The 26,786-nt window shown below is 61.1% G+C and carries 21 protein-coding genes and 1 pseudogene; 5 read left to right on the top strand and 17 right to left on the bottom strand.

Going from position 1 to position 26,786, the window contains the following annotated elements; translation table 11 throughout:
* Window positions 1-124: 124 nt before the first annotated feature.
* Window positions 125-1,786: an FAD-binding dehydrogenase gene (locus tag HB780_RS04910; RefSeq protein ID WP_183688927.1), complete on the bottom strand. Its 1,662-nt coding sequence runs from the start codon at window positions 1,784-1,786 to the stop codon at window positions 125-127.
* Between the two features lie 126 nt (window positions 1,787-1,912).
* Window positions 1,913-2,374, bottom strand: coding sequence for an Lrp/AsnC family transcriptional regulator (locus HB780_RS04905; RefSeq protein WP_183688926.1), 462 nt, complete (start codon window positions 2,372-2,374; stop codon window positions 1,913-1,915).
* Window positions 2,375-2,563: 189 nt separating this feature from the next.
* Between HB780_RS04905 and putA the strand changes: the two genes are divergently transcribed.
* Window positions 2,564-6,268, top strand: coding sequence for a trifunctional transcriptional regulator/proline dehydrogenase/L-glutamate gamma-semialdehyde dehydrogenase (putA, locus tag HB780_RS04900; protein ID WP_183688925.1), 3,705 nt, complete (start codon window positions 2,564-2,566; stop codon window positions 6,266-6,268).
* 68 nt (window positions 6,269-6,336) lie between these two features.
* Here the strand turns inward: putA and HB780_RS04895 are convergent, their stop codons facing one another.
* From HB780_RS04895 to HB780_RS04860, 8 genes are all read right to left on the bottom strand, one after another.
* Window positions 6,337-6,753: a DUF3830 family protein gene (locus HB780_RS04895; RefSeq protein WP_153363713.1), complete on the bottom strand. Its 417-nt coding sequence runs from the start codon at window positions 6,751-6,753 to the stop codon at window positions 6,337-6,339.
* Complete coding sequence (gene hydA / locus HB780_RS04890; protein ID WP_183688924.1) at window positions 6,750-8,183, bottom strand: dihydropyrimidinase; 1,434 nt, start codon at window positions 8,181-8,183, stop codon at window positions 6,750-6,752. Before hydA ends, HB780_RS04895 begins: the two co-directional genes overlap by 4 nt.
* Window positions 8,184-8,193: 10 nt before the next feature.
* Window positions 8,194-8,922, bottom strand: a complete 729-nt coding sequence (locus tag HB780_RS04885) for an amino acid ABC transporter ATP-binding protein (RefSeq protein ID WP_183688923.1) — start codon at window positions 8,920-8,922, stop codon at window positions 8,194-8,196.
* The gene (locus HB780_RS04880; RefSeq protein ID WP_183688922.1) at window positions 8,919-11,837 is read right to left on the bottom strand and encodes an FAD-dependent oxidoreductase; all 2,919 of its coding nucleotides are present in this window, start codon (window positions 11,835-11,837) and stop codon (window positions 8,919-8,921) included. The genes HB780_RS04885 and HB780_RS04880 overlap by 4 nt, the downstream gene beginning before the upstream one ends.
* 10 nt (window positions 11,838-11,847) lie before the next feature.
* Window positions 11,848-12,738 carry a 4-hydroxy-tetrahydrodipicolinate synthase gene (gene dapA, locus HB780_RS04875; protein ID WP_183688921.1) on the bottom strand — a complete coding sequence of 297 codons (891 nt, stop codon included), beginning with the start codon at window positions 12,736-12,738 and terminating at the stop codon, window positions 11,848-11,850.
* A gap of 16 nt (window positions 12,739-12,754) precedes the next feature.
* A complete protein-coding gene (locus HB780_RS04870) occupies window positions 12,755-13,450 on the bottom strand; it encodes an amino acid ABC transporter permease (protein WP_183688920.1) in 696 nt (231 codons plus the stop codon).
* Window positions 13,451-13,522: 72 nt separating this feature from the next.
* A complete protein-coding gene (locus HB780_RS04865) occupies window positions 13,523-14,359 on the bottom strand; it encodes an ABC transporter substrate-binding protein (RefSeq protein ID WP_183688919.1) in 837 nt (278 codons plus the stop codon).
* 111 nt (window positions 14,360-14,470) lie between these two features.
* Complete coding sequence (locus tag HB780_RS04860) at window positions 14,471-15,118, bottom strand: GntR family transcriptional regulator (RefSeq protein WP_183688918.1); 648 nt, start codon at window positions 15,116-15,118, stop codon at window positions 14,471-14,473.
* 128 nt (window positions 15,119-15,246) lie between these two features.
* Between HB780_RS04860 and HB780_RS04855 the strand changes: the two genes are divergently transcribed.
* Complete coding sequence (locus HB780_RS04855; protein WP_183689610.1) at window positions 15,247-15,906, top strand: GntR family transcriptional regulator; 660 nt, start codon at window positions 15,247-15,249, stop codon at window positions 15,904-15,906.
* Between the two features lie 21 nt (window positions 15,907-15,927).
* Here the strand turns inward: HB780_RS04855 and HB780_RS04850 are convergent, their stop codons facing one another.
* From HB780_RS04850 to HB780_RS04830, 5 genes and pseudogenes are all read right to left on the bottom strand, one after another.
* Entirely contained in the window at window positions 15,928-16,674 is a 747-nt protein-coding gene (locus HB780_RS04850) for an ATP-binding cassette domain-containing protein (protein ID WP_183688917.1), read from the bottom strand.
* Window positions 16,667-17,731 carry an ABC transporter permease subunit gene (locus HB780_RS04845; protein WP_183688916.1) on the bottom strand — a complete coding sequence of 355 codons (1,065 nt, stop codon included), beginning with the start codon at window positions 17,729-17,731 and terminating at the stop codon, window positions 16,667-16,669. Before HB780_RS04845 ends, HB780_RS04850 begins: the two co-directional genes overlap by 8 nt.
* A 107-nt stretch (window positions 17,732-17,838) precedes the next feature.
* Window positions 17,839-18,828: an ABC transporter substrate-binding protein gene (locus HB780_RS04840; RefSeq protein WP_183688915.1), complete on the bottom strand. Its 990-nt coding sequence runs from the start codon at window positions 18,826-18,828 to the stop codon at window positions 17,839-17,841.
* A 231-nt stretch (window positions 18,829-19,059) separates the two neighbouring features.
* Window positions 19,060-20,468 (bottom strand): annotated as a pseudogene (locus HB780_RS33460) (ROK family protein).
* Entirely contained in the window at window positions 20,461-21,402 is a 942-nt protein-coding gene (locus tag HB780_RS04830) for a tagatose-bisphosphate aldolase (protein ID WP_183688914.1), read from the bottom strand. The pseudogene HB780_RS33460 and the gene HB780_RS04830 overlap by 8 nt, the downstream one beginning before the upstream one ends.
* 238 nt (window positions 21,403-21,640) lie before the next feature.
* On the opposite strand from HB780_RS04830, the gene HB780_RS04825 reads away from it, so the two are divergent.
* From HB780_RS04825 to HB780_RS04815, 3 genes are all read left to right on the top strand, one after another.
* The gene (locus HB780_RS04825) at window positions 21,641-22,549 is read left to right on the top strand and encodes a sugar-binding transcriptional regulator (protein WP_183688913.1); all 909 of its coding nucleotides are present in this window, start codon (window positions 21,641-21,643) and stop codon (window positions 22,547-22,549) included.
* Window positions 22,550-22,565: 16 nt separating this feature from the next.
* On the top strand, window positions 22,566-23,237 hold the full coding sequence (locus HB780_RS04820; protein WP_183688912.1) for an HAD-IA family hydrolase: 672 nt from the start codon (window positions 22,566-22,568) through the stop codon (window positions 23,235-23,237).
* A gap of 201 nt (window positions 23,238-23,438) precedes the next feature.
* A complete protein-coding gene (locus HB780_RS04815; protein WP_183688911.1) occupies window positions 23,439-24,470 on the top strand; it encodes a LacI family DNA-binding transcriptional regulator in 1,032 nt (343 codons plus the stop codon).
* Between the two features lie 18 nt (window positions 24,471-24,488).
* Here HB780_RS04815 and HB780_RS04810 read toward each other — a convergent pair whose 3' ends face one another.
* Both HB780_RS04810 and HB780_RS04805 read right to left on the bottom strand, forming a co-directional pair.
* Window positions 24,489-25,442 carry an alpha/beta hydrolase gene (locus HB780_RS04810; protein WP_183688910.1) on the bottom strand — a complete coding sequence of 318 codons (954 nt, stop codon included), beginning with the start codon at window positions 25,440-25,442 and terminating at the stop codon, window positions 24,489-24,491.
* A 20-nt stretch (window positions 25,443-25,462) separates the two neighbouring features.
* Window positions 25,463-26,611, bottom strand: a complete 1,149-nt coding sequence (locus HB780_RS04805) for a Gfo/Idh/MocA family protein (RefSeq protein WP_183688909.1) — start codon at window positions 26,609-26,611, stop codon at window positions 25,463-25,465.
* Window positions 26,612-26,786 lie beyond the last annotated feature (175 nt).

The raw sequence follows: 26,786 nt of genomic DNA, 5'->3' as shown, positions 1-26,786 counted from the left end.
CATTGTAATTGAGGTATATGCCGCCTTATTCTTCAATATTTCTGGTCGCCTCGCATTTATTATAAAATCTCGTTCACCGCCTCGTTTGGAGCAACAGTCCGATCGCTCGCTTGCCGGACGAAGCTTAAGCCCCCTGCCGAGCAACGGCCTGTCCCGCCGCACGTCCGGAAAAGAGGCAGCCACCCAGGAAAGTCCCCTCCAGCGCGCGATAGCCGTGCATGCCGCCGCCGCCAAATCCTGCGGCTTCCCCGACCGCATACAGGCCCGGAATGATGTCTCCGCGACCGTCTAAAACGCGGCTTTCAAGATCCGTTTCCAGACCACCCAGAGTTTTGCGGGTGAGAATACTGAGACGCACCGCGATGAGCGGACCATGGGCAGGATCGAGGATTGGATGCGGCTTGGCGGTGCGCCCGATCTTGTCGCCCAGATAGCTACGGGAATTGTGAATGCCCATGATCTGGGCATCCTTGGAAAAGCGGTTCTCGATCTGTCCGTCGCGCGCGCGTATCTCGCGATCTATCTTTTCCAGCTGCAGCAACTCCGATTTTACCAGGCGGTTCATACCGGCCACGAGCTCCGGCAGGCTGTTGGCGACCACAAAGTCCTCACCGTGCTGCTTGAACGCCTCCACCGGTGCGGGCGCCGTCTTGCCGAGGGCGCGGCGTATCACCAGCTTCCAGCTTTTGCCGGTGAAATCGGGATTCTGCTCGGATCCGGAAAGAGCGAATTCCTTGCGGATGATGCTCTGGTTCAGGACGAACCAGCTATAGTCATAGCCGGTGGACATGATGTGCTGCAGGCTGGTCAGGGTATCGTAGCCGGGATAGTTGGGCTGGGGCAGCCGGTTGCCCTTGGCATCAAACCACATCGACGATGGGCCGGGGAGAATTCTGATCCCGTGGTTCGGCCAGATCGGCGCCCAGTTCTTGAGGCCCTCGGTATAGTGCCACATCCGGTCGCGGTTGATGAGACGCCCGCCGGCTTCCTCGGAAATTCCGATCATCCTGCCGTCGACATGCTTCGGAACGCCTGAGACCATGGTCTGCGGCGGCTTGCCCAATCTTTCCGGCCAGTTCTGGCGCACGAGGTCGAGATTGCCGCCGATGCCGCCGGACGCCACAATCACCGCGTTGCCGGACAACTCGAAATCGCCGACTTCCACGCGCGAGGTTTCCATGCCCCGGCTTGCGTCGCTATCCTCCAGAACGGCTCCTGAAACGCCGGTGACAGCGCCGTTGGCGACAGTCAGCCTGTCGACGCGATGCCGCCATAAAAAGCGGATCAGACCTTTCTCCTCGGCCGCTCTGGCGCGTCGTTCGAACGGTTCGACAACCCCGGGTCCGGTTCCCCATGTGATATGAAAACGCGGAACGGAGTTGCCGTGGGAGGTTGCGCTGGCCCCTCCACGCTCCGCCCATCCGACGATCGGAAAGATGCGATGGCCCATGGCGCGCAGCCAGCTGCGCTTTTCGCCGGCCGCGAAGTCGACATAGGCCTCCGCCCAGCGTCTTGGCCAATAGTCCTCACTGCGATCGAAGCCCGCGGTGCCCTGCCAATCCTGCCATGCGAGATCGTGCGAATCCTTGATGCCTAACCGGCGCTGCTCCGGCGAATCGACAAGAAACAATCCCCCCAGCGACCAGAAAGCCTGCCCCCCGAAATTCTGCTCTGGTTCCTGATCCACGACGATCACTTTGCTGCCCGCATCCGCAAGCTCCGTCGCGGCGACGAGTCCCGACAGGCCGGCCCCCACAACAATGGCATCGGCAGACAATTTTTCCATCGCATCCTCCCAAAACGCGAATTTCTCTTACTATAGTTGTATCGTGCGGAGAACTCCGCGAAAGCAAGATCGACGGCCGATATGTTCGATTAAAGGATGTTCTCTTCAACGATAATCCGTGACGCCCTAGGACCAACTTTCCTTGACCGCCTGCATGACGACATTGGTCGAGGTGCTCGCCACGAATGGCAGGCTTGAGATCTTCTCACCGAGCACGATCCGGTATCGGCGGATATCCGACGTCCTGATCTTGAGAAGATAATCGAAGCGGCCGGCGATCATGTGGCACTCTTCTATTTCCTTGATCTTTTTGACGGCATTGTTGAAGCTGAGAAGAGCTTGCTCACGCGTATCCGTCAATTTCACTTCGGCGAAGGCGACATGATCGAGGCCGAACTTGGCGGGGTTCAGGATTGCCTTGAAGCCATCGATGTAGCCCGTGTCGATCAGCTTTCTCAATCGCGCCTGGCAGGGCGTCTTGGAAAGGCCGACACGCTCGGAAAGGTCGGTTATCGACATGCGCCCGTCTTCCACTAGCGCGTCGAGGATCTTCTGATCGAACTGGTCTATTTCACTGGATTTTGTCATTTCTATAGGTAATCCTATTTGAAATCGCGGATATTGAAGTTCAATATGACTACAAATTTTCAAATTCAAGGCAGAACGCCCTTTGGGGCTAAGATATAATCTCTCGAAGCAACCGGAGCATCCTTCCGGCCAGGCAACAGACGCCTAACAGGCGATCGGCATTTCAGACCATTGCACCTCGAGGTTACCATGACAGCTAACGCCAAACTCGCCGATCAGCCGACACCGCCGCCCGCCCCGCCATTCGCGCAATTCGCGCCACCGATCCGCGAACAAGGTCCTCTTCGCCGGGCAATCACCGATGCTTATCGGCGCCCGGAAACGGAATGCCTTCCACCCCTGCTTGAAGCTGCGACCCTGCCTGAGGCCGAGCGCGATGCCGTCAAGGCGACCGCCCGGATATTGATCGAGGCTCTTCGCGCCAAGCACAAGGGAACCGGCGTCGAGGGTCTGGTGCATGAATATTCGCTGTCGAGCCAGGAAGGCGTAGCGCTGATGTGTCTCGCCGAAGCCCTGCTTCGCATCCCAGACACCGCCACGCGCGACGCCCTGATCCGCGACAAGATTGCCGACGGCGACTGGAAGTCGCATCTGGGCGGCGGTCGTTCTCTGTTCGTCAACGCCGCCACCTGGGGGCTGGTCGTTACCGGCAAGCTCACTTCAACGGTGAACGACAAGGGGCTATCCGCCGCGCTAACGCGATTGATTGCGCGCTGTGGAGAGCCGGTCGTTCGTCGTGGCGTCGATATGGCCATGCGGATGATGGGCGAGCAATTCGTCACCGGCGAGACGATCGACGAAGCGCTGCGGCGCGCCCGCACGCTCGAAGCCAAGGGCTTCCGCTATTCTTACGACATGCTGGGCGAAGCCGCGACAACGCAGGCCGACGCCGAGCGTTATTATCGCGACTACGAAGCCGCGATCCACGCAATCGGCAAGGCCTCGGCGGGCCGTGGCATTTACGAAGGCCCTGGCATCTCCATCAAGCTTTCCGCCCTGCATCCTCGATATGTGCGCGCGCAGACCGAAAGGGTTATGGGTGAACTGCTGCCGAAGGTGAAGGCGCTGGCTCTTCTCTCAAAGAGATACAATATCGGTCTCAACATCGATGCCGAGGAGGCCGACCGGCTTGAGCTGTCGCTCGATCTTCTGGAAGAGCTCTGCCTCGACCCCGATCTTGCCGGCTGGAACGGCATGGGCTTCGTGGTCCAGGCCTATGGTAAGCGCTGCCCCTATGTCCTCGACCTCATCATCGATCTCGCCCGCCGCTCGGGGCACCGGCTGATGGTCCGTCTGGTGAAAGGCGCCTATTGGGATGCCGAGATCAAGCGCGCCCAGGTCGACGGCCTCGATGGTTTCCCCGTCTACACCCGCAAGGTCTATACCGATGTTTCCTATATCGCCTGCGCCAAGAAGCTGCTGGCGGCGACCGATCTGATCTTCCCGCAATTTGCCACGCATAATGCGCAGACGCTGGCGACGATCTATCACATGGCCGGCAGTGACTTTTCCGTCGGCAAGTATGAATTCCAGTGCCTGCATGGCATGGGTGAGCCGCTCTATGAAGAGGTCGTCGGCCGCAGCAATCTCGATCGCCCTTGCCGGATCTACGCGCCCGTCGGCACGCATGAAACGCTGCTTGCCTATCTCGTCAGGCGCCTGCTTGAAAACGGCGCCAACTCCTCCTTCGTCAACAAGATCGCCGACCCCGCCGTTCCGGTCGCAGACCTGATTGCCGACCCGGTCGAGGTGGTGCGCGCGATGAAAGTCGTTGGCGCCCAGCACGACAAGATCGCCCTTCCAGCCGATCTGTTCCATGACGTCCGCAGGAACTCGGCCGGCATCGATCTGTCAAACGAAACGTCACTGGTGGGTCTTGCCGAGCGCTTGCGGGCGTCGGCGGCGATGGAATGGGTCGCCAAGCCCCTGCTCGCCGACGGGTCCGAACGGGGCGAAGCCCGGCCGGTTCTCAATCCCGCTGATCATTCCGATCTCGTCGGTCATGTCACCGAATTGGGCACAGACGACGCGGCCATCGTGATGCGTCTCGCCGCCGAAGCGGCTCCGGAATGGGCGGCCGTCAGCCCGTCCGACAGGGCCGACCGGCTGGAACGGGCCGCGGACCTGATGCAGGCGGAGATGGAGACACTGATCGGCCTGGTGATGCGGGAGGCCGGAAAATCGGCCGCCAACGCCATCGGCGAAGTCAGGGAGGCCATCGACTTCCTGCGCTATTATGCCGAGCAGGCACGCAAGGTGCTGAAGCCTGACAGCGTTCCGCTCGGTCCGATCGTCTGCATCAGCCCATGGAATTTTCCGCTGGCGATTTTCACCGGCCAGATCGCAGCCGCGCTCGTCGCCGGCAACCCGGTCGTCGCCAAGCCGGCCGGCGTCACGCCGCTGATTGCGGCACAAGGCGTTCGCATCCTTCATGAAGCGGGAATTCCGCGGGGCGCGCTGCAGTTCGTGCCCGGCAGCGGCAGAACCGGTGCTGCCCTTGTCGGCGCCCCGGAAACATCGGGCGTGATGTTCACCGGGTCGACCGAAGTGGCCCGGCTCATCCAGGCGCAGCTTGCGGAGAGACTGTCGAAATTCAACAGGCCGATCCCGCTGATCGCCGAGACCGGCGGGCAGAACGGCATGATCGTCGACTCCTCGGCACTCGCCGAGCAGGTCGTCGGCGACGTCATTGCGTCGGCTTTCGACAGCGCTGGGCAACGCTGCTCGGCGCTTCGCGTCCTCTGCTTGCAGGAGGAGATCGCCGACAGGACATTGACCATGCTGCGGGGTGCGCTCGGCGAATTGTCGGTCGGCCGCACCGATCGGCTGGCGATCGATATCGGCCCCGTCATCGACGACAACGCCAAGCGCGGCATCGACGGGCATATTGAAAGCATGCGCGAACTGGGCTGCAAGGTACAGCAACTCGATCTTCCGCCCGCCGCCGCAAAGGGGACATTTGTCGCTCCGACGATTATCGAACTGAAGAACCTGGCCGATCTCAAGAGAGAAGTCTTCGGGCCGGTTCTCCACATCATCCGCTACCAGCGCAAGAAGCTCGACAAGCTGATAGATGCCGTCAATGCATCGGGTTACGGGTTGACCTTCGGGCTGCACACGCGGCTCGACGGGACCATCGCGCATGTCACCGGGCGCGTGAAGGCAGGCAATCTCTACGTCAATCGAAACATCATCGGCGCCGTGGTGGGTGTCCAGCCATTCGGCGGGCGCGGTCTTTCCGGCACCGGGCCAAAGGCCGGCGGCCCCCTCTATCTTCGCCGGCTGGTCGCCTCCTCGACCGAGCCGCTTCGGGATGCGAGCGTCAAGACGGATCAGGCCGCAAGTGACTTCCTCACCTGGCTCGACAGCAAGGGAGTGCCGCAGGCAGCCGAGCGCGCGCGCACTATCGCCAGCGGGTCATCGCTGGGCCTTAACATCGAACTGCCCGGGCCCGTCGGCGAGCTGAACCTCTATCAACTGCATCCTCGCGGGAAAGTATTGCTCGTGCCGCAGACGGCGCTCGGTCTCTACGTTCAGCTTGCGGCAGCGCTTGCCACGGGCAATTCCATCGTTGTGGATGCCTCGTCCGCACTTCAGGACGAGCTTCGCGGCCTGCCGGAGAGGGTCGCAAGCCGTATCGCTTGGTCGAACGACTGGGCTGCGGATGGCCCCTTTGCGGGCGCGCTGATCGAAGGAAATGCGGACCGGATAAAGACGGCGGTTCAGGCGATCGCCGCTCTTCCGGGGCCGCTGGTCCTCGTTCAAGGCGCATCGAGCGACGAGATCGCGAAGGGGGCGGATGCTTATTGCCTGAATTGGCTGCTGGAAGAGGTTACGACCTCCATCAACACAGCAGCAGCGGGCGGAAATGCGAGCCTGATGTCGATCGGATAGCACGTACCGATCGAGCAAGGCGATCACGGACATCGAAATGGTCCGTGATCGTGTTCGCTAGCGGAGCCTCAGCCCTCGACCGTCTCGAAGCGGATCGACTGTGCGCCTTCCCAGAGGGTCAGGCGGCCAAGTTCCGGCAGCTTGTCGAGGTTAGACGTCACGGTGATGAAGTGATTGCCGGCGAGCTGGCCCATTTTCGAAGAGAAATCGACGCCGCCATAGGCAAGCAGGATTTCGGTTTCGCTGATGCCGCCCGGATAGAGGATGATATGCCCCGGTGCCGGATGGCTGGTGTGGTTTTCATATCCGACGCCGAAGTCGAGATCGCCAAGCGGGATCCAAACGCCCTCGCCCGACCAGCGGACATGCACGATCTTTCCTTCGAACGGCATCTGCTTCAGGAAGGCCTCCGAGGTCTTGGGGGCTTTCGCGGTTTCAAGCACGGCATCGAATTCGAAGGGGCCGGCGGTGATTTTCAATTTCATCGGATGTCTTTCCTTGCGTTGGTAATGTCGTTTGTCGGCCCCGTTTTAGCGGGGCAATATCTGCCGTGTCCCTTCGACCCGACCAGCACGCTGTCATCGACCATGATCTTGCCGGCGACGATGGTGGTGACCGGCCAGCCGTTTATCTCCATCCCCTCATAGGGCGAGTAATCGGCACCGTCATGCAGGTCCGCGTGACGGATCGTACGGGTGATGGCCGGATCCCATATGGCGATGTCGGCATCGGCGCCGATGGCGATCGTGCCCTTTTGCGGATAGAGGCCATAGGTCTTGGCATGGTTCGTGGAGGTCAGCGCCACGAAGCGCGGAAGGTCGATGCGGCCCGTCATCACGCCCTGCGAGAACAGGATCGGAAGCCGCGTTTCGACACCGGGAATGCCGTTCGGAATATGCCGGAAGTTGGTGCTGCCTTTCGGGTTCAGCTTGCCGCGCTCATCCTCATAGCGAAAAGGGCAATGATCCGATGAGAAGAGTTCAAAGACCCCCGTCTCGATCCCGCGCCAGCAATCGGCCTGCGCCGCCTCATCGCGCGGCGGTGGCGAGCAGACGAATTTCGCGCCTTCCCAGTCCATTCCGTCGAGATCCTTGGCGGTTAGCGTCAGATATTGCGGGCAGGTTTCGCCGATCACCTTGATGCCGCGCGCCCGCGCCCGCATGATCTCTTCCATCGCCTCACCGTTCGAAACATGGACGATGACGATCGGGATATCGACGATCTCGGCGAGAGACAGAGCGCGGTGCGTGGCCTCGCGCTCAACGGCGATCGGTCGCGTCGAGGCATGGGCGCGCGGCGCGACATCGCCCGCCAGCTCGTGCTTGTCGATCAAGAAGCGTATCGCATCCTCGTTTTCGCAATGGACCATGACGGTAGCGCCGGTGCGCCGGGCTACGTCGAGCGTCTTCAGAATTTCCCCGTCGCTCAGCCGCAGACCCTCATAGGTCATGAAGACCTTCAGCGACGTGTAGCCATCCGCCACCAGCGCCGGGATCTCCTGACCGAGAACCGCTTCCGTCGGATCCGAGACGATCAGATGGAAGCTGATGTCAGTATAGCATTCGCCGTCCGCGAGCTTGTGATAGGCCGTCAGGGCTTCACGCAGCGACATGTCCTTCTGCTGCAGGCAGAACGGCATGAGGGTCGTGTTTCCGCCGAAGACCGCCGACAGCGTGCCGCTGGCAAAGTCATCGGCCATGACGATGCCGTCGCCGGATGGCTGCGAAATATGCACATGGCTGTCGATACCACCCGGAAGCACGTACTTGCCCGCCGCGTCGATCACGCGCACGCCACCCGAAAGGTTCTCGCCGATCTGGACGATCTTGCCGTTCCTGATGCCGATATCGGCCTTAAATACGTCGGAGGCGGTCGCAACAGTGCCGTTCTGAATAATGAGATCGAAGTCGGACATGATTGCTTCCTCAGTGTTGCAGGATCTTTCCGAGGAACGCTTCCGTCCTCGGATTATGCTTGCCGGCGAAGAAATCTTCGCTCGGACGGTCCTCGACGATCTCGCCCTGGTCGATGAAGATCACGCGAGTGGCGACGCGGCGGGCAAAGCCCATCTCGTGGGTGACGACCATCATCGTCATGCCGTCTTTCGCAAGGCCCGTCATGACGTCAAGCACTTCGGAAATCATCTCCGGATCGAGCGCCGAGGTCGGCTCGTCGAAGAGCATCGCCAAGGGGTCCATGGCGAGCGCCCGCGCAATGGCGACACGCTGCTGCTGGCCGCCGGAAAGCTGGCTCGGATATTTGTTGGCGTGGTCGACAAGCTCGACGCGATCGAGAAGCTGCATGGCCTTGGTCTTGGCGATCGTCTCGCTGCGCCCGAGCACGATCTTCTGCGCCAGCATCAGATTGTCGATGATAGTCAGATGCGCGAAGAGCTCGAAATTTTGGAAGACCATGCCGATGCGGGTGCGCAGGTTCGGCAGATCCGTCTTCGGATCGCCCACCTCGATCCCGTGGACGCGGATAGAGCCCTTCTGGAAAGGCTCCAGACCGTTCACGCATTTGATCAGCGTCGATTTGCCGGAGCCCGACGGACCGCACACGACAACGACTTCGCCGCGATCAACCTTGACGGAGCAGTTTTTCAGAACTTCGTAGGTACCGTAGAATTTGGAGACGCCACTGATTTCGATCATGAGCGGCCTTTCGCGAAACGAGTGATGGAAAAGGGTTGCAGCGCCCTGCCGGTCTCCCGACCAAGGACGAGCTGCGCGGTGAGCTGGCCGACGATCGGGCCGAGCGTATAGCCGTTCGATGTCACGGCGCTGAAATAGCCTGGCTGTTGCGGATGCTCGCCGAGGATCGGCGCTCCGTCGATATTGATATTCATCGCCGCCCAGCTGCGGATGACATGCAGCTTGCGCAAGGCCGGGACCACATGCTGGGCGACCCAGAGATTGCCCTCGAGGCTCGACAGCAGCGGCCTTGGATGCTGATGAACCGGATCGAGGCCGGCCGTCCAGCCGCCGCCGATGATGAAATTGCCGTTCGCGGCCTGCTTCAAGGTCAGGTGACGGTCGGCATGGGCAATGAGGCAGGAAATCAGCGGCGCGGCCGCTTCCGTCACCACCATCTGCAACGGCGCACCGAAGACCGGAATATTGAGGCCGAGCATCGATCCGATGCGCGACGAGAAGGCGCCGGCCGCATTGACAATCCGTTTTGCCCGGATCGTGCCGCGCGAGGTGGTGACGTCGAAGCCAGCCGGACCGCGCACGATGCCGAGGACCTCGCATGTCTCGAAGATGCGCGCGCCCTTCGCCCGTGCGGCTTCGAGAATGTGCTGGGTGGCGACGAGCGGATTGATCTTGCCTTCCTGCGAGCAATAGGCCGCACCCACGAACTGAGGCGACAGGGCCGGTTCCAGCGCCCGTAATTCCTCTTGGCCAATCAGCCTGCAATCGATGCCTGCCCGCTGCTCGACGCCGACTTTCTCGGCAAGGAACCGCATATGCGCCTCGGTCTCGGCGACCATCAGGCCGCCCGTCACCTTCATCTCGAAATCACAACCAAGCTCATTCTGGAGTGCCGCCCAGAGAGCAATGGAATCGCGCTGCAGCGGCAGCGTCTGCGCCGCCGCACTGCCACCACCTTCGGCGCGCGCGCCGTGATCGAAGGACAGGAGCTGCGCATGCAGGCTGCCGGCATTGCCGCCCGAGGCCAGCGAGTTCGGAAAGGCGCGCTCCAAGACGGTGACCTCTTCGCCTTCGCGGGCGAGAAAGAGGGCCGTCGACAAACCAGCGATCCCTGCCCCGATCACCAGAGTCGAGGTCTGCGACAGTGGCAACGGTTCGCGATTCTCCAGCGGCGACTTCTCGGGCAACAGCGCCCGCTTGTGACCGCCCCATTCCGGCTTTTCGACCGCGAGTGCCGCCAGCGGCACCGGCCGCAGCGGCATTTGCGGCGCCAAAAAGCCGCGTGTCTCTCCGGCTGTGCGTTTCTCTCCCGCGACGGCCGCGATCGCGTGGCCGCAATAACGGCTCTGGCAGCGCCCCATCCCGGCACGCGACAACCGCTTCAGCGTCGCAAGGTCCTTGGCGCTATGCTCGCCAAGCGCCCTCAGCGTGCCGTAGGTGACGCCTTCGCAGCGACAGATAACGGTATCGTCAGGCGGCAGTTTGTCGCCAATCGGGCGAGCCGACTTGAATACGCTCCAAAGCATCGCCTGAAAGGTCCGATGCCGCGCAAACCTGCGTTCGGCGCCTGCGTCGGGCGTGACGTCGAAGCCCAATTTGCGCGCCACGGCAATCCCGGCAAGCCGGCCTTGCGCCATGGCAATATGCGCGCCACCAAAGCGGGCGGCTTCTCCGACCACATGGATATGGGCAAGCGTGGTCTCGCCATCATCCCTAGTGATGGCAACGAGATCGCCATCGATGACCTCATGGCCGCAACCGAGCAATCTGGAAAGTTCGTTCGAGGACGCAAAGCTGCCACCGATCAGAACGGTATCGGCCTCAAGTCTCGCTTCGCCGTCCGGTCCGTTGACCGTGACGGCCTCGACGCCGGCTTGCCCATCCATCGATGCAATCCGGCTTTCCCACAGAATCGGAATACCGGCCGTCCGCAAAGCGGCGACCTGCTGCAACCCGCCGATCGCAAGCGCTTTGTCCGCCGCCAGAAGCTTGAGCGCCGCCAGCGGTTGTTTCCACGGCGCGGGAGCGGTTTCCACCAGCGCGACGACGGAGCCGCCGGCCTTCCGGATCTCATTGGCGACTTGGATATTAAGGGGACCGTTGCCGGCAACGACAATCCGTCCGCCGGGCACCGTGCCGTAGCTTCTCAGCAACGTCTGCGCCGCGCCCGCAGTCATAACGCCAGGGCGTGTCCAGCCGGGAATGGCCGGCGGCCGCTCATAGGCCCCCGTCGCGATCACGATCATTCTGGGCTTACAGTAAAAGGCGCCTTGCAGACCGTAGCAGGCAATCCTTGGGCCGCTCTCGCCATTCTCCGCGCCCCAGACGAGTGTTCCGTCGATCATCGACACCCCGGCGGCTTGAGCGCGCCGGATCAGCTCCGCGCCCGACCGGGCCTGCTCATCACCGCCGAGACGCAATGCCGCCTTCGACGTCGAGGGCTGCTTGAAATACTGGCCGCCAGCGATGGCGCGCTCATCGACAAGCGTTACGCTGGCCCCAGCGGCTGCGGCGACTTCGGCGGCAGCCAAACCAGCAGGCCCTGCGCCGATCACCAGCAGGTCCATCTCAAGACAAGGGATCGCAGCCGGCACCTCACAGAGGTCGGCATGGTCCGCCGTGGGCGCCGGCTTTGAAGCCGGTCGACGCACCTGCATTCCTTCTGCGACCGATGTCATGCAGGCACGCTGGCTGACCCTGCCATCAACCGTGACAAGGCAGTCCTGACATGCGCCCATGCCGCAAAAGAGGCCACGCGCCTCGCCCTTGAGGCCTCGCGAAAAATCATGCCGTCCGCCCGCCTCGATCGCCGCGGCGATCGTCATCCCACGTTCGGCATGCAGAGCCACACCGTCGACGAAGAACTCGACGGGTGGTTCCGATCCGGAATGCGGGTTGGCAAGGGAGGCGGACATTGCTCGATCCTCAGGCGCTGAACGTCAGACCAAAGTCCGAAACCAGCTTTTTCATGGCGGCATCCTGCTCGGGCGGCAGCGGCAGGCGCGGCGGCCGTGGCGTTCCGGCGGCAAAGCCCATATGCGTCAGCAGAGCCTTCGACCCGGCGACATAGGCCTGCCCGCCAACCGCCTGGATGACCGGCAGCCACTTCAGATAAAGAGCGCGCGCCTCATCGGTCTTCTTCTCATCGGCAGCGAGTTCGAAAATGCGGACCATCGGCCCCGGCGCCACGTTCGAAGCAACGGCCACCCAGCCTTCCGCTCCCATCACGAAGGATTCAAAGCCGAGAATGCCGCCGAAGACAGTCATATTTTCGCCCGCCAGACGAATGATATCACGCACCCGCGTCACTTCGAGGGTCGATTCCTTGATATAATCGCAACCCTTGATCTCCGCGATACGCTTCACCAGCTCCGGCTTCAGATCCACATTGGCCGTCGCCGGGTTGTTATAGACCATGATCGGAATGGAAATCGCCGATGCAATAGTGCGGTAATGATGAACGAGTTCGTCATCCGTCGGCGTGGAATAGAAGGGCGGAATGATCATGACGCCATCGGCGCCCATGGCTTCCGCCTTTTGGCTCAGACGGACGCATTCGCGCGTATCCTCCGCGCCGGTGCCGATCAGTACCGGAACACGGCCGGCAACGGTCTCGATGACCGTCCTTGCCACGCCATCGCGTTCCTCTTCGCTCAGCGACAGGAACTCGCCGGTCGACCCAAGCGGGATGAGGCCGTGAATGCCCTCGCGCACCTGCCAGTCGGTGAAGGCAGCCAGCGCCTTCAGGTCCACGGCGCCGTCTGCATCCAACGGCGTGATCATCACGGTATAGACACCGCGAAACTTCCTAGTCATGTCAGATATCCTGGTTCTAGCGCTTCTCGGTGATGGAAAGCCGGGAGTTGGTGGCTTGACCGAAGCGCTTCTCGATATGGTTCTGGACGAAATCCCAGAGCGTGGTCAGAAGAAGGTAGTAAATGGCGGCCACCGCGAAGAGCTCCAGCACCATGAAATGTTCCTGGATGAGCACCTGGGTGCGCCGCAGAAGCTCCTCCATGGAAATGACCGAGGTCACGGAGGTCGTCTTCAACAGGCCGTTGACGGAGTTTCCGAGCGGCGGAATGATCACCTTGAAGGCTTGCGGCATGACGATGTGGCGCATGATCTGCCGTTCCGTCATCCCCAGCGCCCGGGCGGCGCGGGCCTGCCCTTCCGGAACAGCCTCGATGCCGGCCCGGATGATTTCCGCAAGATAGGCAGCTTCGTTGAGCGCGAGCCCGATCAAGGCCGCCTCGATCACAGTGAAGCGAATGCCGAACTGCGGCAGCGCCGTGTAGAGGGCGATAAGCTGGACGAGCAACGGCGTGCCGCGAAACAGCCAGATATAGATCTTGGCGAGGATCTTGGCCAAGCGGAACGGTGATCGCCGCATCAGGGCAAGGACAAATCCGAGGATAAGGCCCGCCGTCAGCGACACGACGGTCAGCCAGATGGTCGTGAAGACCCCACCGAGGATGAAGGGATTAAACAGGTATCCGAAGAAACCCGGCCAGCTCCAAAGCGTCATGAACGTAACTTTCTGCTCAAGACGAGCGCGGCGGCGCCGCGCATCGCCATTCCGATGGACCGATCAAGCCGATCAGCGGCCGGGACCCTTCACGGAATAATCTCCGGACACCATAGGCAATCCGTACTTGTCGAACAGCGCCTTCAGCGATCCGTCGGCCTTCATCTCCTTGAGCGTCGCCGATACCGCGTCAGCAAGCGCCGGGCTCTTGAAGGCAACGGCGACCGGTGCGGGATAGAGACCGCTCAGAGCACGCTTGAAGTCGCCACGCGCATCATAGTCCTTGGCGACGGCATCGATCGACACCACGCCGTCGACTTGGCCGGCACGCAGGGCCTGATAGGCAAGCGCGAAATTGTCGAAGGTCTGGATCGTCAGGCCCTTCTTGCCGGCATCGCGCAATTCCTTGTCGAGCAGGCGTGTCTTGGTTTCTTCGAAGCCGCCAATCTCGACGCCGATCGTCATGCCATCCAGATCGTCTTTACTGGCAACCTTCTTGTCGGATTTCGGCGCGATCGAAACGCTGATCGCCTGATCCTCATAGGGGATCATCTGCATGATCTTGGCGCGTTCCTCGGTGAAGAAGATGCCGGTGTTGATCATGTCCCAACGGCCGGCCTGCAGGCCCGGCACCATCGCGGAGAACTCGATGCGAATATATTCCGGCTCAAGGCAGAGACGCTTGGCGATCTCCGTACCGAGCTCGACGCGCATGCCCTTCAGGTCACCGCTGGAGTCGATGAACTGCAAGGGCGGCAATGTCGGATTGGTCGACATGGTGAGCTTGCCGGGCGTGATCAATTCGCCGGCAGCGACCTTTGGCGTGCAGGATTGAGCGAGAGCGAAGGATGTTGTCAGGGCTAGGAACGATGCGGCGAGGACGCCGCGGGACAATTGAATTCGGAGCATGATGACCTCTGGAGCTGGTTTTCTTATTGGCGTCCCAAAGTTTGCATTCATCTGGGATCCCACTTTTATACAAAATTTTATCCCTGATGCAAGAGCTGCTGCGACGGCCCCTCAGTAATTCGTCAGAACGCCCTGTCGAACGGCTTCAAGATGGCGGGCCATGGCCTGGCGCGCAGCATCGGATTCATGGGCCGAAAGCGCGACCAGGATTGCCCGATGCTCGGCAACGCCGGGCTTTGCGCGGACCACGGCCATCTGTCTTTCGAAGATCGTCGTATAACGCCGCATCTCACCGATCGTCGCTGCCATGAAGGAATTGCCGCTCGCTGCGGCGATGAGTGTATGCAGCGCATCGTCAAACTGCCAAACGAGTTCCGGGTCCGGATCCGGCTCGGCCTCGATCGCATCGAGCGTTGCCGACAGCGACATCAATTCGTCCTCGGCCATATGCGGAGCCGCCAAAGCAGCGGCGCTCGGCTCAAGCAATAGCCTCATCGCCAGACTGTCGAGATAATCCTTCAGCGTTATGACCCGGACGCAAAGCACTCCCTTATCGTTGCGGACCAGCAGCCCCTCCCCTTCAAGGCGGCCGAGTGCATGGCGCATCGGAGAACGAGACACCGCATGCTTGGTTGCCAGTCGTCTCTGCTGCACCACAGATCCACCGGCAAGCCGGGCGGACAGGATATCGGCCAGGAGAAACCGATAGGTTTCCTCGGCAAGACTTGCATCCCCAGCATCATTCAAGCGATCGTCCATAGGCCCTCTTTCAGGTTCTTTACGAGATCGGCTATCATATGTAGCAGCGGCGTGTATGAAGAAAGTGCGTTGTCGCGCGGGATACGGGCAGCACGGGAAATGAGGTAAGGGTGACAGATATTTCAATCATGCCGGCTACGTCATCGTCCACGGGGGGGCAGCACAATCTTGCCTCGCTGACCTACAAAGCCGTTTCCGACATGATTCGCCATCGCAGGCTGAAAGGCGGACAGGTCATCGTCGAGGCAAGGCTCGCCGAAACCCTCGGCATTTCCCGCACCCCGTTGCGGGAGGCCCTGCAGCGGCTGGAAGGCGAAGGCCTGGTGCGCAAGGGCGATGGCCGCAACTACGTCGTGCGCCAGGTGGATATCGGTGAATATCTGCAAAGCCTGCGGCTGCGACTGCTGATCGAGCCCGAGGCCGCCGTGCTGGCGATCCCCAATATTCCGCGCCGGCAATTGATCGCCGTGCGGCGCGAAATTCACGAGCTTCTCGACGCGACCGCCTATCACACCGACGCGCACTGGGTATCCGACGACAACCTGCATAATCTGATCATCGATCACTGCGGAAATGCGGTGATGGCGAAGGTGCTGCGAGAGCTGCGCGCCACCACGCGCCTGTTCGAGATCGACCGCCTGAAGGACCGCCTGAAACCCGATTCCACCGAGCATCTTGTCATCATCGAGGCCGTGGAACGCGCCGACGCGGGGCAGACCCGCGACGCCGTCGCTCTGCATATAGAAAGCCTGATCGCCTTCACCCGCCAACATCTGGGCGTCGCCTGAGCGTGGTGATGATCGACGTGCCTAGCCGCCGATCATCAGCTTGACGACTTCCTCATGCGTGGTTTCGCTGATCTTACGCTCTCCCGCAACGATGCCTCGGCGAAGGACGACGATGCGGTCGGAGACGGCGAAGATGTCCTGCAGATTATGCGAGATGAAGACCACCCCGCGTCCCTGTGCTTTCAGCGACTTGATCAGCGCCACGACCTTGCGCTGCTCCGGAACGCCAAGGGCTGCGGTCGGCTCGTCCATGATCAGGATACGGGCGTTCCAATAAACCGCGCGTCCGATCGCCACCGCCTGACGCTGGCCGCCGGAGAAGTTGCTGACCGGCGCGTCGAGCCTTTTCACATGGAAATCGAGCTGCGCCATCGTCGCCCGCGCAGCCTCCGCCATCGCCTTCCGGTCGATGACCGGCAAAAAGCCGAAGAGCTTCTTCATCGGCTCGCGGCCAAGGAAGATATTGGCGCCGATCGTCAGATTGTCGGCAAGCGCCAGATCCTGATAGATCGTCTCGATCCCCTTTTCCCGCGCATCCTGCGGCGAGGAGAAGGTAACGGGCTTTCCTTCGATCAAGATTTCGCCTGATGTCGGCGGATAGACGCCCGAGATCGCCTTGATCATCGTCGTCTTGCCCGCGCCATTGTCTCCGGCCAGCGCGACGACTTCGCCGGGATGGACGACCAGGGAGCAATTGTCCAGGGCATGGACGGCACCGAAATAGCGCGAGAGGTTGCGGACTTCGAGAAGGGGCGTTGCGCTATTCATCCTGTTTTGCTCCGCTGAACCGGCGCTGCGCCTGATCGATAAGCACCGAAATGATGATGACGACGCCGACGGCAATGAACTGCCAGAAGGGCTCGACATTCATGAAAACCAAACCGTACTGGATGACGGCAATGACGAGCGCCCCGGCGACCGTGCCGATGATCGTTCCCGAACCGCCGAACAGGCTGGCGCCGCCGATGACCACCGCAGCGACGCTATCGAGCAGCAACGGCTCACCCGCCTGGGCAGCACCGGCCGTGAAGCGGGCGGCATAGAGCGCGCCGCCGAGACCGGCGCAGACCGCCGAGAGCATGTAGAGCCGCAGCAGATGGGACTTGATGTTGATGCCGGCGCGGCGCGCCGCCTGTGCATTGGCGCCGATTGCATAATTGTGCTGACCGAAGCGTGTCTGGCTCAGCAGGTAGTGCATGATCAGCACGAAGATAAAGGCGACAATGACGAGATAGGGCACGCCATAAAAGCGGCCATTGCCAAGCTCCGCGAAATAGGAATTCTTGACCGGAACGGTGGTGCCTCCCGCAAGCAGAAAGGCCGTGCCACGGGCGACGCCGAACATGCCGAGCGTACCGATGAAGGGCGGAACCTTGAGGCGGGAAATCAAGAGGCCGTTGATGAAGCCGGGCACGGTGGCGGCAAGCATCGCGACGAGAATGCCGAGCACCATCGCCATCGGCAGCGGCATGTAGAGACCGGCGATATTGGTGATATGGGCCGCGACGACCGCCGCAAGACCCATGATGAAGCCGGTCGAAAGGTCGATGCCGCCGGATATGATGACGAAGGTCTGGCCGATCGCCAGCAAAAGCGGCGCCACGGCAAAGACCGCGACCGACTGCCAGTTGAAGGATGAGCCGATAAAGGTGCCACCGAAATCGATGCGCGCCCAGATCTCGAACGTCACGATCAGCGCGGCAAGGAACAGCCACGCGCGCAATTGTGCGATATAGTTGACGATGGTTTTTGCCTGATCGCCGTGGTCCGCCTGTGGCGCCACATGCTGGTCCGCCTTGCGGACCTCGGTATCTTCGATAGCCATGGATGAATCCAAACCCGAGCGAGGACGTACAGAAGTCGTCACGCCATTCCCTCCATTATGATCAGAGACGTGCCCCGTCCCTTGGACGAGGCACGGACTTCATCCGATTAGTCGGAGTAGATGAACTTTGCGACGTTCTTGTCGGCGACGTTCGATTTGTCGATGACCGTAAAGCCGGTGCCGATCGCAGTCGGGATCGAGTTGCCAGTCAGATGGGCATAGGCCGCCATCACGCCGAAATAACCGATTTCGGCCGGGTGCTGGGCAATCGCCAGATCAACGAGTCCGGAATTGATGTTGTCGACGATCGTGGTCGGCGCATCGAAGGCGACGACGCGGATCTTCCCCGTCTGGCCCGCTTGCTGGACGCCGTTCGCGGCACCGAGAGCGGAAAACAGGTTGGCGCCGAAAACGCCGTCGAGGTCCGAGTTGCGGGCAAAGACAGCCTGCAGCTGCGACGCCGCCTTGTTGGCATCGTCGTCATTATACTGCGTGTCGAGAACGGTGATGTTCGGAAATTTCTTCATCTCTTCCTTGAAACCCTGCTCGCGCTGGTCGGTGGTCGAGATGCCGGGCTTGACGTTCGAAACGTAAACCTTGCCCTTTTCGCCGACGGCCTTGGCCAGCGCGCGAGCGGCAATTGCGCCACCGAGCAGGTTATCCGAGGCGATGTAGGAAAGCGGAAAATCGGCATCGCCGCTGCCGGTCTGGTAGACGCCGCTTCCGATGAATGTATCGACGGTGATGACCGGGATACCCGCATCCGCCGCCTTCTTCAGCGGCTGGACCAATTGATCCTTGTCGGTCGGCGCAATCAGGATCGCGTCAGGCTTCTTGGCAATGATCGCGTCGAGAACCGGAACCTGCGTGACCGGATTGAAATCCGGTGCGCCCTGAAACACCAGCGTCGCGCCCACAGCCTTGGCCGCAGCCTCGGCGCCCTTGCGCATGGTGATGTAGAAAGCATCCGTCGTCAGACCCGGAATGAGGGCGATGGTAAACTTCTTGTCCTGCGCCTTGGCGCCGCCGGCAACGGCTGCAACGCCGGTGGCAAGCGTCGCCACGGCACTCGCCTTTAGAAATGAACGTCGTTCCATAATTTCCTCCCTTGAAAGCCGAACATCTCCCTTGTCCGGCGGAATGGATAATCAGTGGCTTATAGCGGGCCGTCAAGTAATATTTTTCTGCAACGAATTTCCGTCATCTATTTGAAATACTTTACCAATCTGGAGGATCGGCAAAGCGATACACTTCGCCGCCAACACTGCGTTGGGCGACGGTTTGAAGTCATATCAAGCTTTCATCTGCCGCCGGGGCGGCGGCTACTTTCATGCCTGGCCAAACACCTCTGAAATCCAGGCCATTATGCTGTCCATGTCCGGTTCCTTTGTCTGGTCGACCGTCCTCAGCGCGCCGCACGCCATAGGCTCGGCGCGATCGGCAAGCACCGCCAACTCCGCGACATATTCGGCTCCCGGATGACCCGGCAGCCTGTCTTTGAGCCGGCTGGCGTAGCGTTCCGCGGCAACCGCGCCGGGCACCTTGCACCAAAGCTCCACGACACGATCGACACCGGCGTCTCGGATATAGGTTTCAAGCAACGCCTTTGGCTGAAAGCCGAACCATGCGTCGACGATAAAAGTGGACCCGGCCGGTGCCTCGCGGATGAACGACCAGATCGCCTGGTAGCTCGCCTTTCCCAAGGTCCGGTTGAAATCCCGGTCGACGGGGCCGATGTGCTCTAGGAAAGGATTCTTGATGCCGTCGAGGGAAAGGATCGGCCAACCGGTGCGTTGCGACAGCGATTTTGCGAGCCGGCTCTTTCCCGAAGCCGGAACGCCGTTGACGAGCACGACACGTTTTTCTGCGGCCGCGCCCACATCGAAAGTCGACAAGGCCGCGCCGATGACGCCGGCGTCGTCCCCGAGTTTCGCGGGCAGGATCGTCGGCCGGAACCATGGCGCCACCGCCGGAAGATCGGCAAGGGCGCGCGCCGCGTCGCAGCCGAGCCCCCCTCCCAACAAGATGACGTCCGGATCCATCGTGGCCGCGATATTGTCGAGCGCCGTGCGCAGGGGGATGCCCATGCGCGCAAGACCGCCATCGCCGTGCCATTTCCCTCGGCGGCCATTTCGAAAATCTCGCTGATGGACGTGGCCGAGAGGCCGGCCTCGTTCATGTGACGACGCAGTGCCGTTCCCGAGCTAAAGGTCTCCACGCAGCCGCGCCGCCCGCATGCACAAAGCGGACCATCCTGCAGCACGGAGATATGGCCCAGCTGCCCGGCCGTCATATGGCCGTGATAGATGCTGCCATTATGGGCGACGGCGCCGCCGATACCCGTTCCGATCGTCAGCATCGCGACGCTCTGGTATCCCTTGGCGCCGCCGACGCGCATTTCGGCGATGAGCGCCATGTTGCAATCATTCTCGATGACGACCCGCTTGCCGAGGCGCGTCTCCAGTCGATCGGCAAAGTCGATGCCGGCCAGATTGAGGATACCGCCCGAAAGGATCGTGCGGCTGGCCGCATCGACACGACCGGGAATGCCAACACCGATACCGGCTGCTCCCGTCACATCAAGCGCTTCGACCATCGCCACGACGCGTTCGACCACCTGCAAGGGCTCGGTGGGTGTCCGATCCGATAGCTTCTTCAGAATCTCGCCTCGATCGGAGACGAGAGCGGCACGAATATTCGTGCCGCCAATGTCCACGCCGATAGCTGTCTCAGGCATGTTCTTTCTGTCCCCGGCCGACGGTCTCAGACCTGCTACCCTTGAAATGGGTGGCGATCACAGCCTGAATTTCGCGAAGACGCGGAACCGCGACGGTTTCCAGTCTATCTTTCGTGACGGCGCGGTCGAGCGAAATGCAATCTTTCCACAGCGAACGGCCGGCGATGACGCCGGAAGCTCCATTGCGCATGGCATCTTCGACCTGCGTCAGGAAGGTCGAATGGTCGACGCCGGCGGACAGGACCGCCCAGGGAACGTCTCCCGCAAGCTTGGTGACTTCTGCACAGGCCTGCGGGCTTCCCGGGTACGGAATCTTCAGAACCTTTGCTCCGTAATCCAGGCAAATCCGGCTTCCGCCGACGATCAGGGACGGGATCTTCGCCTTGTACTCGGCTTCATCCTCGTCATCGAACCTGTATGTCAGGAACTCAACGACAAGCAGCAGGTCCTCGCGGGCGAAATCCTCGATGCATTGGTGCAGGATCTTGATGTTATGAACATTGGCTTGATCCCGGTCCGAGCGCAGATAGACCATGATCTTGCCGCCGGTCGCCCCGAGCTGGCGCACGCGACGAGCCGTGATGCCGGGAACCAGCTTGGACAGGCGATATCCTTCCGGCGATGTATCCCAGCCGGATGCATCGAGGCCGATCAGAAGTGCCGTATCGCGCTGAATGATACGGTCGTCGACCAGAGCCGGAACGGCGCAGATCGGATCGACCAGCACGCAGGATGCCTTGCTGGCAAGAAACCGGGCAATATCGGCCTTGGTGTCGCCGAGGGTCTTGTCGGAGATCGCTGCCTGCGCCTCCGGTTCCTTGGCAAGCAAGCTGCGCATGCCGCCGCGCTGATCGCAGGCGATCACCATCATGGCGCCATCGCTCCCGCAAATCTGCTGGTAGCCGCGCATTTCGGCTGTGGTTAATCTGGACATATATGCTCCTCCCTATAGCGTGCCCGAAACGGGTTGCTGAAAGCGCATCCCGCTCCAAGGTTTGGAAGGGATGCCAATGAATGTTGAGAGTTCTCCTCCGCCGCATAACCGTTGCGAAATCGGCTATTTTGAGCGATAACTCCCTCAGCGTTCGAACATGTAACACATTGCAGAAAGGAATTTCAACCTGAATTCGTCACAGCCGCAGGAGCCTGCAACAAACCGTGCATTGCTGCATATGGTTGCAAAGTTGCACTACCAATCCGATATGTCGCAGGTCGACATCGCTAAAAAGCTAGGATTATCAACGGCTACGGTTTCACGCCTGCTCCAGAAGGCTCGGCTGGCCGGCATCGTGCGAATTGAGGTGATTGATCTTTCCCCGTCGGAAGACCTGAGTGCGGCATTGATCGACGGTTTGAAACTGCGCAACGCCGCCGTGATCGATACGCCGTCCTCCAACGTTCTCAGCGCACTTGCCCCTCCGGTCGGCTCCATGCTGCAGCAGGCGGGCCTGCACTCCGGCTCGACGCTTGGCATAGGCTGGGGACGCGCCGTCCGGGAGGTTACGCTTGCCGGCCTGCCGCAACTACCCGGCATCGTCACCATTGCGCTCAACGGCGGCATGCAGCAGGCGGCGGCGCACTTCCAGACCAACGAATTCGTGCGCCAGGCAGCAGAGCAAATGGGCGGATTGCCGCATTTCCTGCACGCGCCATACATCTCGTCCTCCGAGCTGCGCGACGCCTTCCTCGCCGATCCCACGGTCCAGCAGGTCAGCTCGCTCTGGAACAAGCTCGATGCCGCGATCGTCGGCGTCGGCCTGACACACGCAGCCAATCCCTCCGAAGCGACGGCGGCGCTTCCGGGAGAGAAAGCCCTCAGCCAAGCGGCGGGTGACGTGCTGCGACACTACGTCACCGAAGCCGGCGAGATCCTGCATTGGGACGGCGAAGAGCGCATGATCGCCGCCTCTCCCGAGCAGCTCCAACGGGTTCCCCTGTGTATCGCGGTTGCCGCAACACCAGCCAAGGCGCCCGGCATCATCGGCGCGGCGCAGTCGGGCATGATCAATGCCCTCGTGACGGACGCCAATACGGCGCAGGCGATCCTCGATCGCCTGTCCGCCGCCGCCCAGAAAAGCTAAGGAAGAAATTCTAGAGATGGCCCTGCCCTTGCACCCCGACCGCTTCTTCGGCGCCTTCCTGTTCGATATGGATGGAACCGTGCTGAACTCCATTGCAGTCGGCGAGAGGGTCTGGACGGCCTGGGCCTTGCAGCACAATGTCGATGTCGAGAGCCTTCTGGCGATTGTGCATGGACGCAAGGCAATCGAAACGATCACACGGCTTGGCCTTTCCGGAATAGATCCGGCCGAAGAGGCCCGACTTCTGACACTCGCGGAGATCGCCGATGTTGCTGGTGTCGTACCGATCCCGGGCGCAGTCGATTTCCTGAATGCCCTGCCAAGGGATCGCTGGGCGATCGTCACTTCCGCGCCACGGGATCTGGCGGCTGTCCGCCTCAGGGCCGCCGGCATTCCCTGGCCGCCGCTGCTGATCACCGGCGAGGATGTGCAAAACGGCAAACCCGCGCCGGACTGCTTTCTGCTGGCCGCGAAAACCCTGGGCCAGCCCATAGAGGAATGCCTGGTCTTCGAAGACGCTCCGGCCGGGATAGAAGCGGCTGAAGCAGCAGGCGCCGCGGTAGCCGTGATCAGTGCGACCCACAAGACCGTGCTGCCGACACGGCATGCGAGCGTTGCGAGCTATGACGATCTCGTCGTGAATATCACGCCCGCCGGATCCCTTCGGATATCCGCCAAGCAAGGCTAAAGTCCACGCTCCAGCCTCATCAAGCATATTTCCAGCCGTTGGACTATGGCGTATAATTTTATGCGCTAATTAATAAATTTGCGCATGTAATATTTTTTCGTAACATGAGGTGCGGAAGAACTTCGCCGGTTGTGCTTCACGTCCTGTGGACGCATAACAATCGCAGGTGGGCGGATCGGCTCGAGAGATGGTCGACTTTTGATGGAAAAAATGACGCATAAGACAATGGAGGATTTCGCGAAGTCCTGCGGCGTCTCCCGCCCGACCCTCTCGAAATATTTCGATGACCCGACGAGCGTAAAGCCGGTGACGCGCGCGCTGATCGAGGCCGCTTTGCGCTCGTCCGACTATCAGCCCAATATCTATGCGCGAAACCTCAATCGCAAGAGAACCCGCAATATCGGCATCCTGGTTCCGGCCCTGACCGACCCTTTCTACGCAGAAATGGTCAACCGCCTGGAATTGCGGCTGCGCTACGAAGGCTATTGGCCGATCGTATTTTCCTCGCACGGGCTAACGGAGCTGGAAATCGAAGCCGTCAACACGATGCTGTCGCTAAAGGTGGCGGGCGCGATCGCAGCGCCACTGGGGCAGAAGTCCGATCCGCGCGCATTCGAAAAACTCGCGCAGAACGCGCCTGTCGTCTATTTCGATACCTTCATCGAGGGAAACACGCCGTTCATTGGCAACAACAACTACCAGAGCATCGCGACCATCGTCGAATATCTCTGCCGATCCGGAGAGGCGCCGGTCTATCTCGACATTCCACATGTCAACCACAACTCGCCGGAGCGACTGGCAAGCTATATCGCTACGATGGAGGCTTCGGGTTGCGAGCCGGTAGTGATCAAGACAAATGCAGCCTATACTTGGGAATTCGAGCACATCGGATATCAGCAGATGGACGAGATGCTCAACGCAAAGGCACTTCCAGGCAAGACCATACTCTGCGCCAACGACCGCCTCGCCTTCGGCGTTATGGCGGCGGCCTTTGCGCATGGGCTGAAGGTCGGGCGCAAGAAGGGTGACCTGCGTGTGGCCGCCCATGACGACCATCCGCTCAGCCGCTACACCTGCCCGCCGCTGACGACGATGGCGCAGGATTTCGCCGCGATGACGGCAAATAGCGTGGACACGCTTTTGACGCTGCTCGGCGACACCGACGCGCCGGTTCAGAAGATTGCCCACAAAGTCAGACTCGATGGCACGCTGGTCATGCGGCAGTCGGCATAAGACGGCGTCGCGCTCAACTCAATCCGGAGCGCCTTCAAAGTCTCGCCATGCCTCCACGGCTTCCTCCACTGCCTGCCGTGCGACGTGTATGTATCGTCCCATCGACACAAAACCGTGGATCTGCCCCGGCCAGTGGCGGGGTACCACGCGAACCCCATCCTCTTGCAGCCGCTCGGCATAGGCCATGCCTTCATCGGCGAGGATATCGTACCCAGCGGTGATCACGAAGGCCGGCGCCACTCCCGCGACGCTTTCAACCCGCAACGGCGAAACCCGCCAGTCGGAGATATCGGCATCGGTGCGGATATAGTGATCGCGAAACCACTTCATCACCGATGTGGTCAAGCCATAACCTTCGCCATAGCGACGATAACTATCGGACGTCTGCGCGGCGTCCGTGTTCGGATAGATAAGCAATTGGGCCACAAGCCGGGGGGCGTCACCGGAGCGCGCCATCAGTGCCAGCACGGCAGCAAGATTGCCGCCAGCGCTATCGCCGGCAACAGCGATCCGCCTGGGATCGATGCAGAGATCGGCGGCGGAATCCACCATGAAGGCGAGCGTAGCGGCACAATCCGTCAGCCCGGCCGGAAACTTGTGTTCCGGCGCCAGTCGGTAGTCCGGGCAGACCACGGTGCATTGCGCGAGATTGGCGAACCAGCGGCAGATCTCATCGTGAGAATCGAGATTGCCGATCACCCAGCCGCCGCCGTGAAAATAAAGGAGACTGGGACCATTCTTCAATCGTGCACCGATGCCGCGATAGATGCGCAAGGTGATCGGGCCGTTCGGACCGTCGATCTGACGATCCTCCACCGAAGCGACCGTCTCGCGGGTGCCCTGAACTGTCGGGCAGCCCGCATTATAGTCAATGCGAGCCTCCAGAGGCGTGCCGGTTTCAAACGGCCGAGGCTTCGACCGATTGCTCATATCGAGAAGGCGTCGAGCACTCTCATCGAGTTGTTCTGTCATGTCGGCTCTCCCTTCGGCAATCAGGCAAGCAGGCTGCGCGCTTCGTCTTCGCCAAGAAGCGGCGGCCGCACCAGATCTCCGCCAATCTTGACAGACTGCCCGCTTTCGCCGGAGGCGAGAATAGCCTCCATGATCTCAAGTACATGCAGGGCGAGCTCCCCGGATGCACGCGGTGGTCTCTTCTCCTCCAGCGACCGTGCAAGATCGGCGACGCCAAGCATGCGGTAATTCGCCCGATCCGGGGCTGCGAACGGCCAGTTCCTTTTGCCGTAAAGCTCGCCGTCGCTGTCGAAATCGCGCCAGTCGGCGCCGCGCTCTGACAGCGAGACAGTTCCGCCGAACGTATCGGGATCCGGCAGGCGCAGGGAGCCTTCGGTGCCGTGCAGTTCGATCGGATGGTTGGAGTGGCGGAAGACATCCCAGGACGCGCCGAAATTGACGGTCGCGCCGGACTGGAATTCCAGGAGCGACAGCACGTTGGTCGGCGTACCGACCTTGAAGGTCGTGTTCTTGAACGGGCCGTCCGCAGTGATCAGGCGCTCCTCCTGGCCCTTCGTCGCCATCGCCATGACGCGCACCACCGGACCGAGCAGGTTCACCATCATGGTCAGGTAATAAGGCCCCATATCGAAAACCGGGCCGCCGCCCGGTTGATAATAGAATTGCGGATTGGGGTGCCAATGCTCCATGCCGCGTCCCATCATGAAGGCGGTGCCGCTGACCGGACGGCCGATTGCGCCTTCCTCCATCAGACGACGGGCGCGCCTGCCGGCCGCACCGAGGAACGTGTCGGGTGCCGAGCCCAAAAGCAGGCCGCGTGCCTTCGCCTCGGCCACAAGGATCCGTCCTTCGGCGGCTGAAGTCGCAAGCGGCTTCTCCGTGAAGACGTGCTTGCCCGCAGATAGCGCCGACATGGTGACATCGAAGTGCACCGCCGGAATGGTGAGGTTGAGAACAAGGTCGACTTCGGGATCTACGAGCAGTTGATCGACGCTCAGCGGCCGAATACCATATTCGCGGGCGCGAAGAGCCGCAGCGTCGGCGGAAATATCGGCGCAAGCACGCAACTCGACCCCGGAAAATAGCGCGGCATTGCGCAGATAAGTCATTGAAATGTTGCCGCAGCCGACGATGCCAATGCCCAGCTTTGCCTTGGTGTTCCCAGTCATATTCCTCAATCCTCCCTGGACCCGATAACCCGCACGTCACCGATAGCCATATCAGCCCGACGCGCTTTAAAGTGAGTTAAAGCATCTTATTTCTTGACGCGCGACAATTTTTTATGAAACATACGACAATACTGGCGCGGAGATTTTTGAGGTCGCCAGTTTTCCTGGGAGGGAA

Source organism: Rhizobium lusitanum (assembly GCF_014189535.1).
GTDB classification, from domain to species: Bacteria; Pseudomonadota; Alphaproteobacteria; order Rhizobiales; family Rhizobiaceae; genus Rhizobium; species Rhizobium lusitanum_C.
This window is presented reverse-complemented; position numbering and strand designations above follow the sequence as displayed.

Bases quoted from the DNA above. Each gene is read 5' to 3' on its own strand.
- HB780_RS04850 (WP_183688917.1), bottom strand. From the start codon at position 16,674: ATGAATAGCGCAACGCCCCTTCTCGAAGTCCGCAACCTCTCGCGCTAT.
- HB780_RS04825 (WP_183688913.1), top strand. From the start codon at position 21,641: ATGGTTGCAAAGTTGCACTACCAATCCGATATGTCGCAGGTCGACATC.
- putA (WP_183688925.1), top strand. From the start codon at position 2,564: ATGACAGCTAACGCCAAACTCGCCGATCAGCCGACACCGCCGCCCGCC.
- HB780_RS04905 (WP_183688926.1), bottom strand. From the start codon at position 2,374: ATGACAAAATCCAGTGAAATAGACCAGTTCGATCAGAAGATCCTCGAC.
- HB780_RS04910 (WP_183688927.1), bottom strand. From the start codon at position 1,786: ATGGAAAAATTGTCTGCCGATGCCATTGTTGTGGGGGCCGGCCTGTCG.
- HB780_RS04805 (WP_183688909.1), bottom strand. From the start codon at position 26,611: ATGACTGGGAACACCAAGGCAAAGCTGGGCATTGGCATCGTCGGCTGC.
- HB780_RS04885 (WP_183688923.1), bottom strand. From the start codon at position 8,922: ATGATCGAAATCAGTGGCGTCTCCAAATTCTACGGTACCTACGAAGTT.
- HB780_RS04895 (WP_153363713.1), bottom strand. From the start codon at position 6,753: ATGAAATTGAAAATCACCGCCGGCCCCTTCGAATTCGATGCCGTGCTT.
- HB780_RS04855 (WP_183689610.1), top strand. From the start codon at position 15,247: ATGCCGGCTACGTCATCGTCCACGGGGGGGCAGCACAATCTTGCCTCG.
- HB780_RS04830 (WP_183688914.1), bottom strand. From the start codon at position 21,402: ATGTCCAGATTAACCACAGCCGAAATGCGCGGCTACCAGCAGATTTGC.
- HB780_RS04840 (WP_183688915.1), bottom strand. From the start codon at position 18,828: ATGGAACGACGTTCATTTCTAAAGGCGAGTGCCGTGGCGACGCTTGCC.
- HB780_RS04860 (WP_183688918.1), bottom strand. From the start codon at position 15,118: ATGGACGATCGCTTGAATGATGCTGGGGATGCAAGTCTTGCCGAGGAA.
- HB780_RS04870 (WP_183688920.1), bottom strand. From the start codon at position 13,450: ATGACGCTTTGGAGCTGGCCGGGTTTCTTCGGATACCTGTTTAATCCC.
- dapA (WP_183688921.1), bottom strand. From the start codon at position 12,738: ATGACTAGGAAGTTTCGCGGTGTCTATACCGTGATGATCACGCCGTTG.
- HB780_RS04815 (WP_183688911.1), top strand. From the start codon at position 23,439: ATGGAAAAAATGACGCATAAGACAATGGAGGATTTCGCGAAGTCCTGC.
- HB780_RS04865 (WP_183688919.1), bottom strand. From the start codon at position 14,359: ATGCTCCGAATTCAATTGTCCCGCGGCGTCCTCGCCGCATCGTTCCTA.
- hydA (WP_183688924.1), bottom strand. From the start codon at position 8,183: ATGTCCGACTTCGATCTCATTATTCAGAACGGCACTGTTGCGACCGCC.
- HB780_RS04820 (WP_183688912.1), top strand. From the start codon at position 22,566: ATGGCCCTGCCCTTGCACCCCGACCGCTTCTTCGGCGCCTTCCTGTTC.
- HB780_RS04810 (WP_183688910.1), bottom strand. From the start codon at position 25,442: ATGACAGAACAACTCGATGAGAGTGCTCGACGCCTTCTCGATATGAGC.
- HB780_RS04845 (WP_183688916.1), bottom strand. From the start codon at position 17,731: ATGGCTATCGAAGATACCGAGGTCCGCAAGGCGGACCAGCATGTGGCG.
- HB780_RS04880 (WP_183688922.1), bottom strand. From the start codon at position 11,837: ATGTCCGCCTCCCTTGCCAACCCGCATTCCGGATCGGAACCACCCGTC.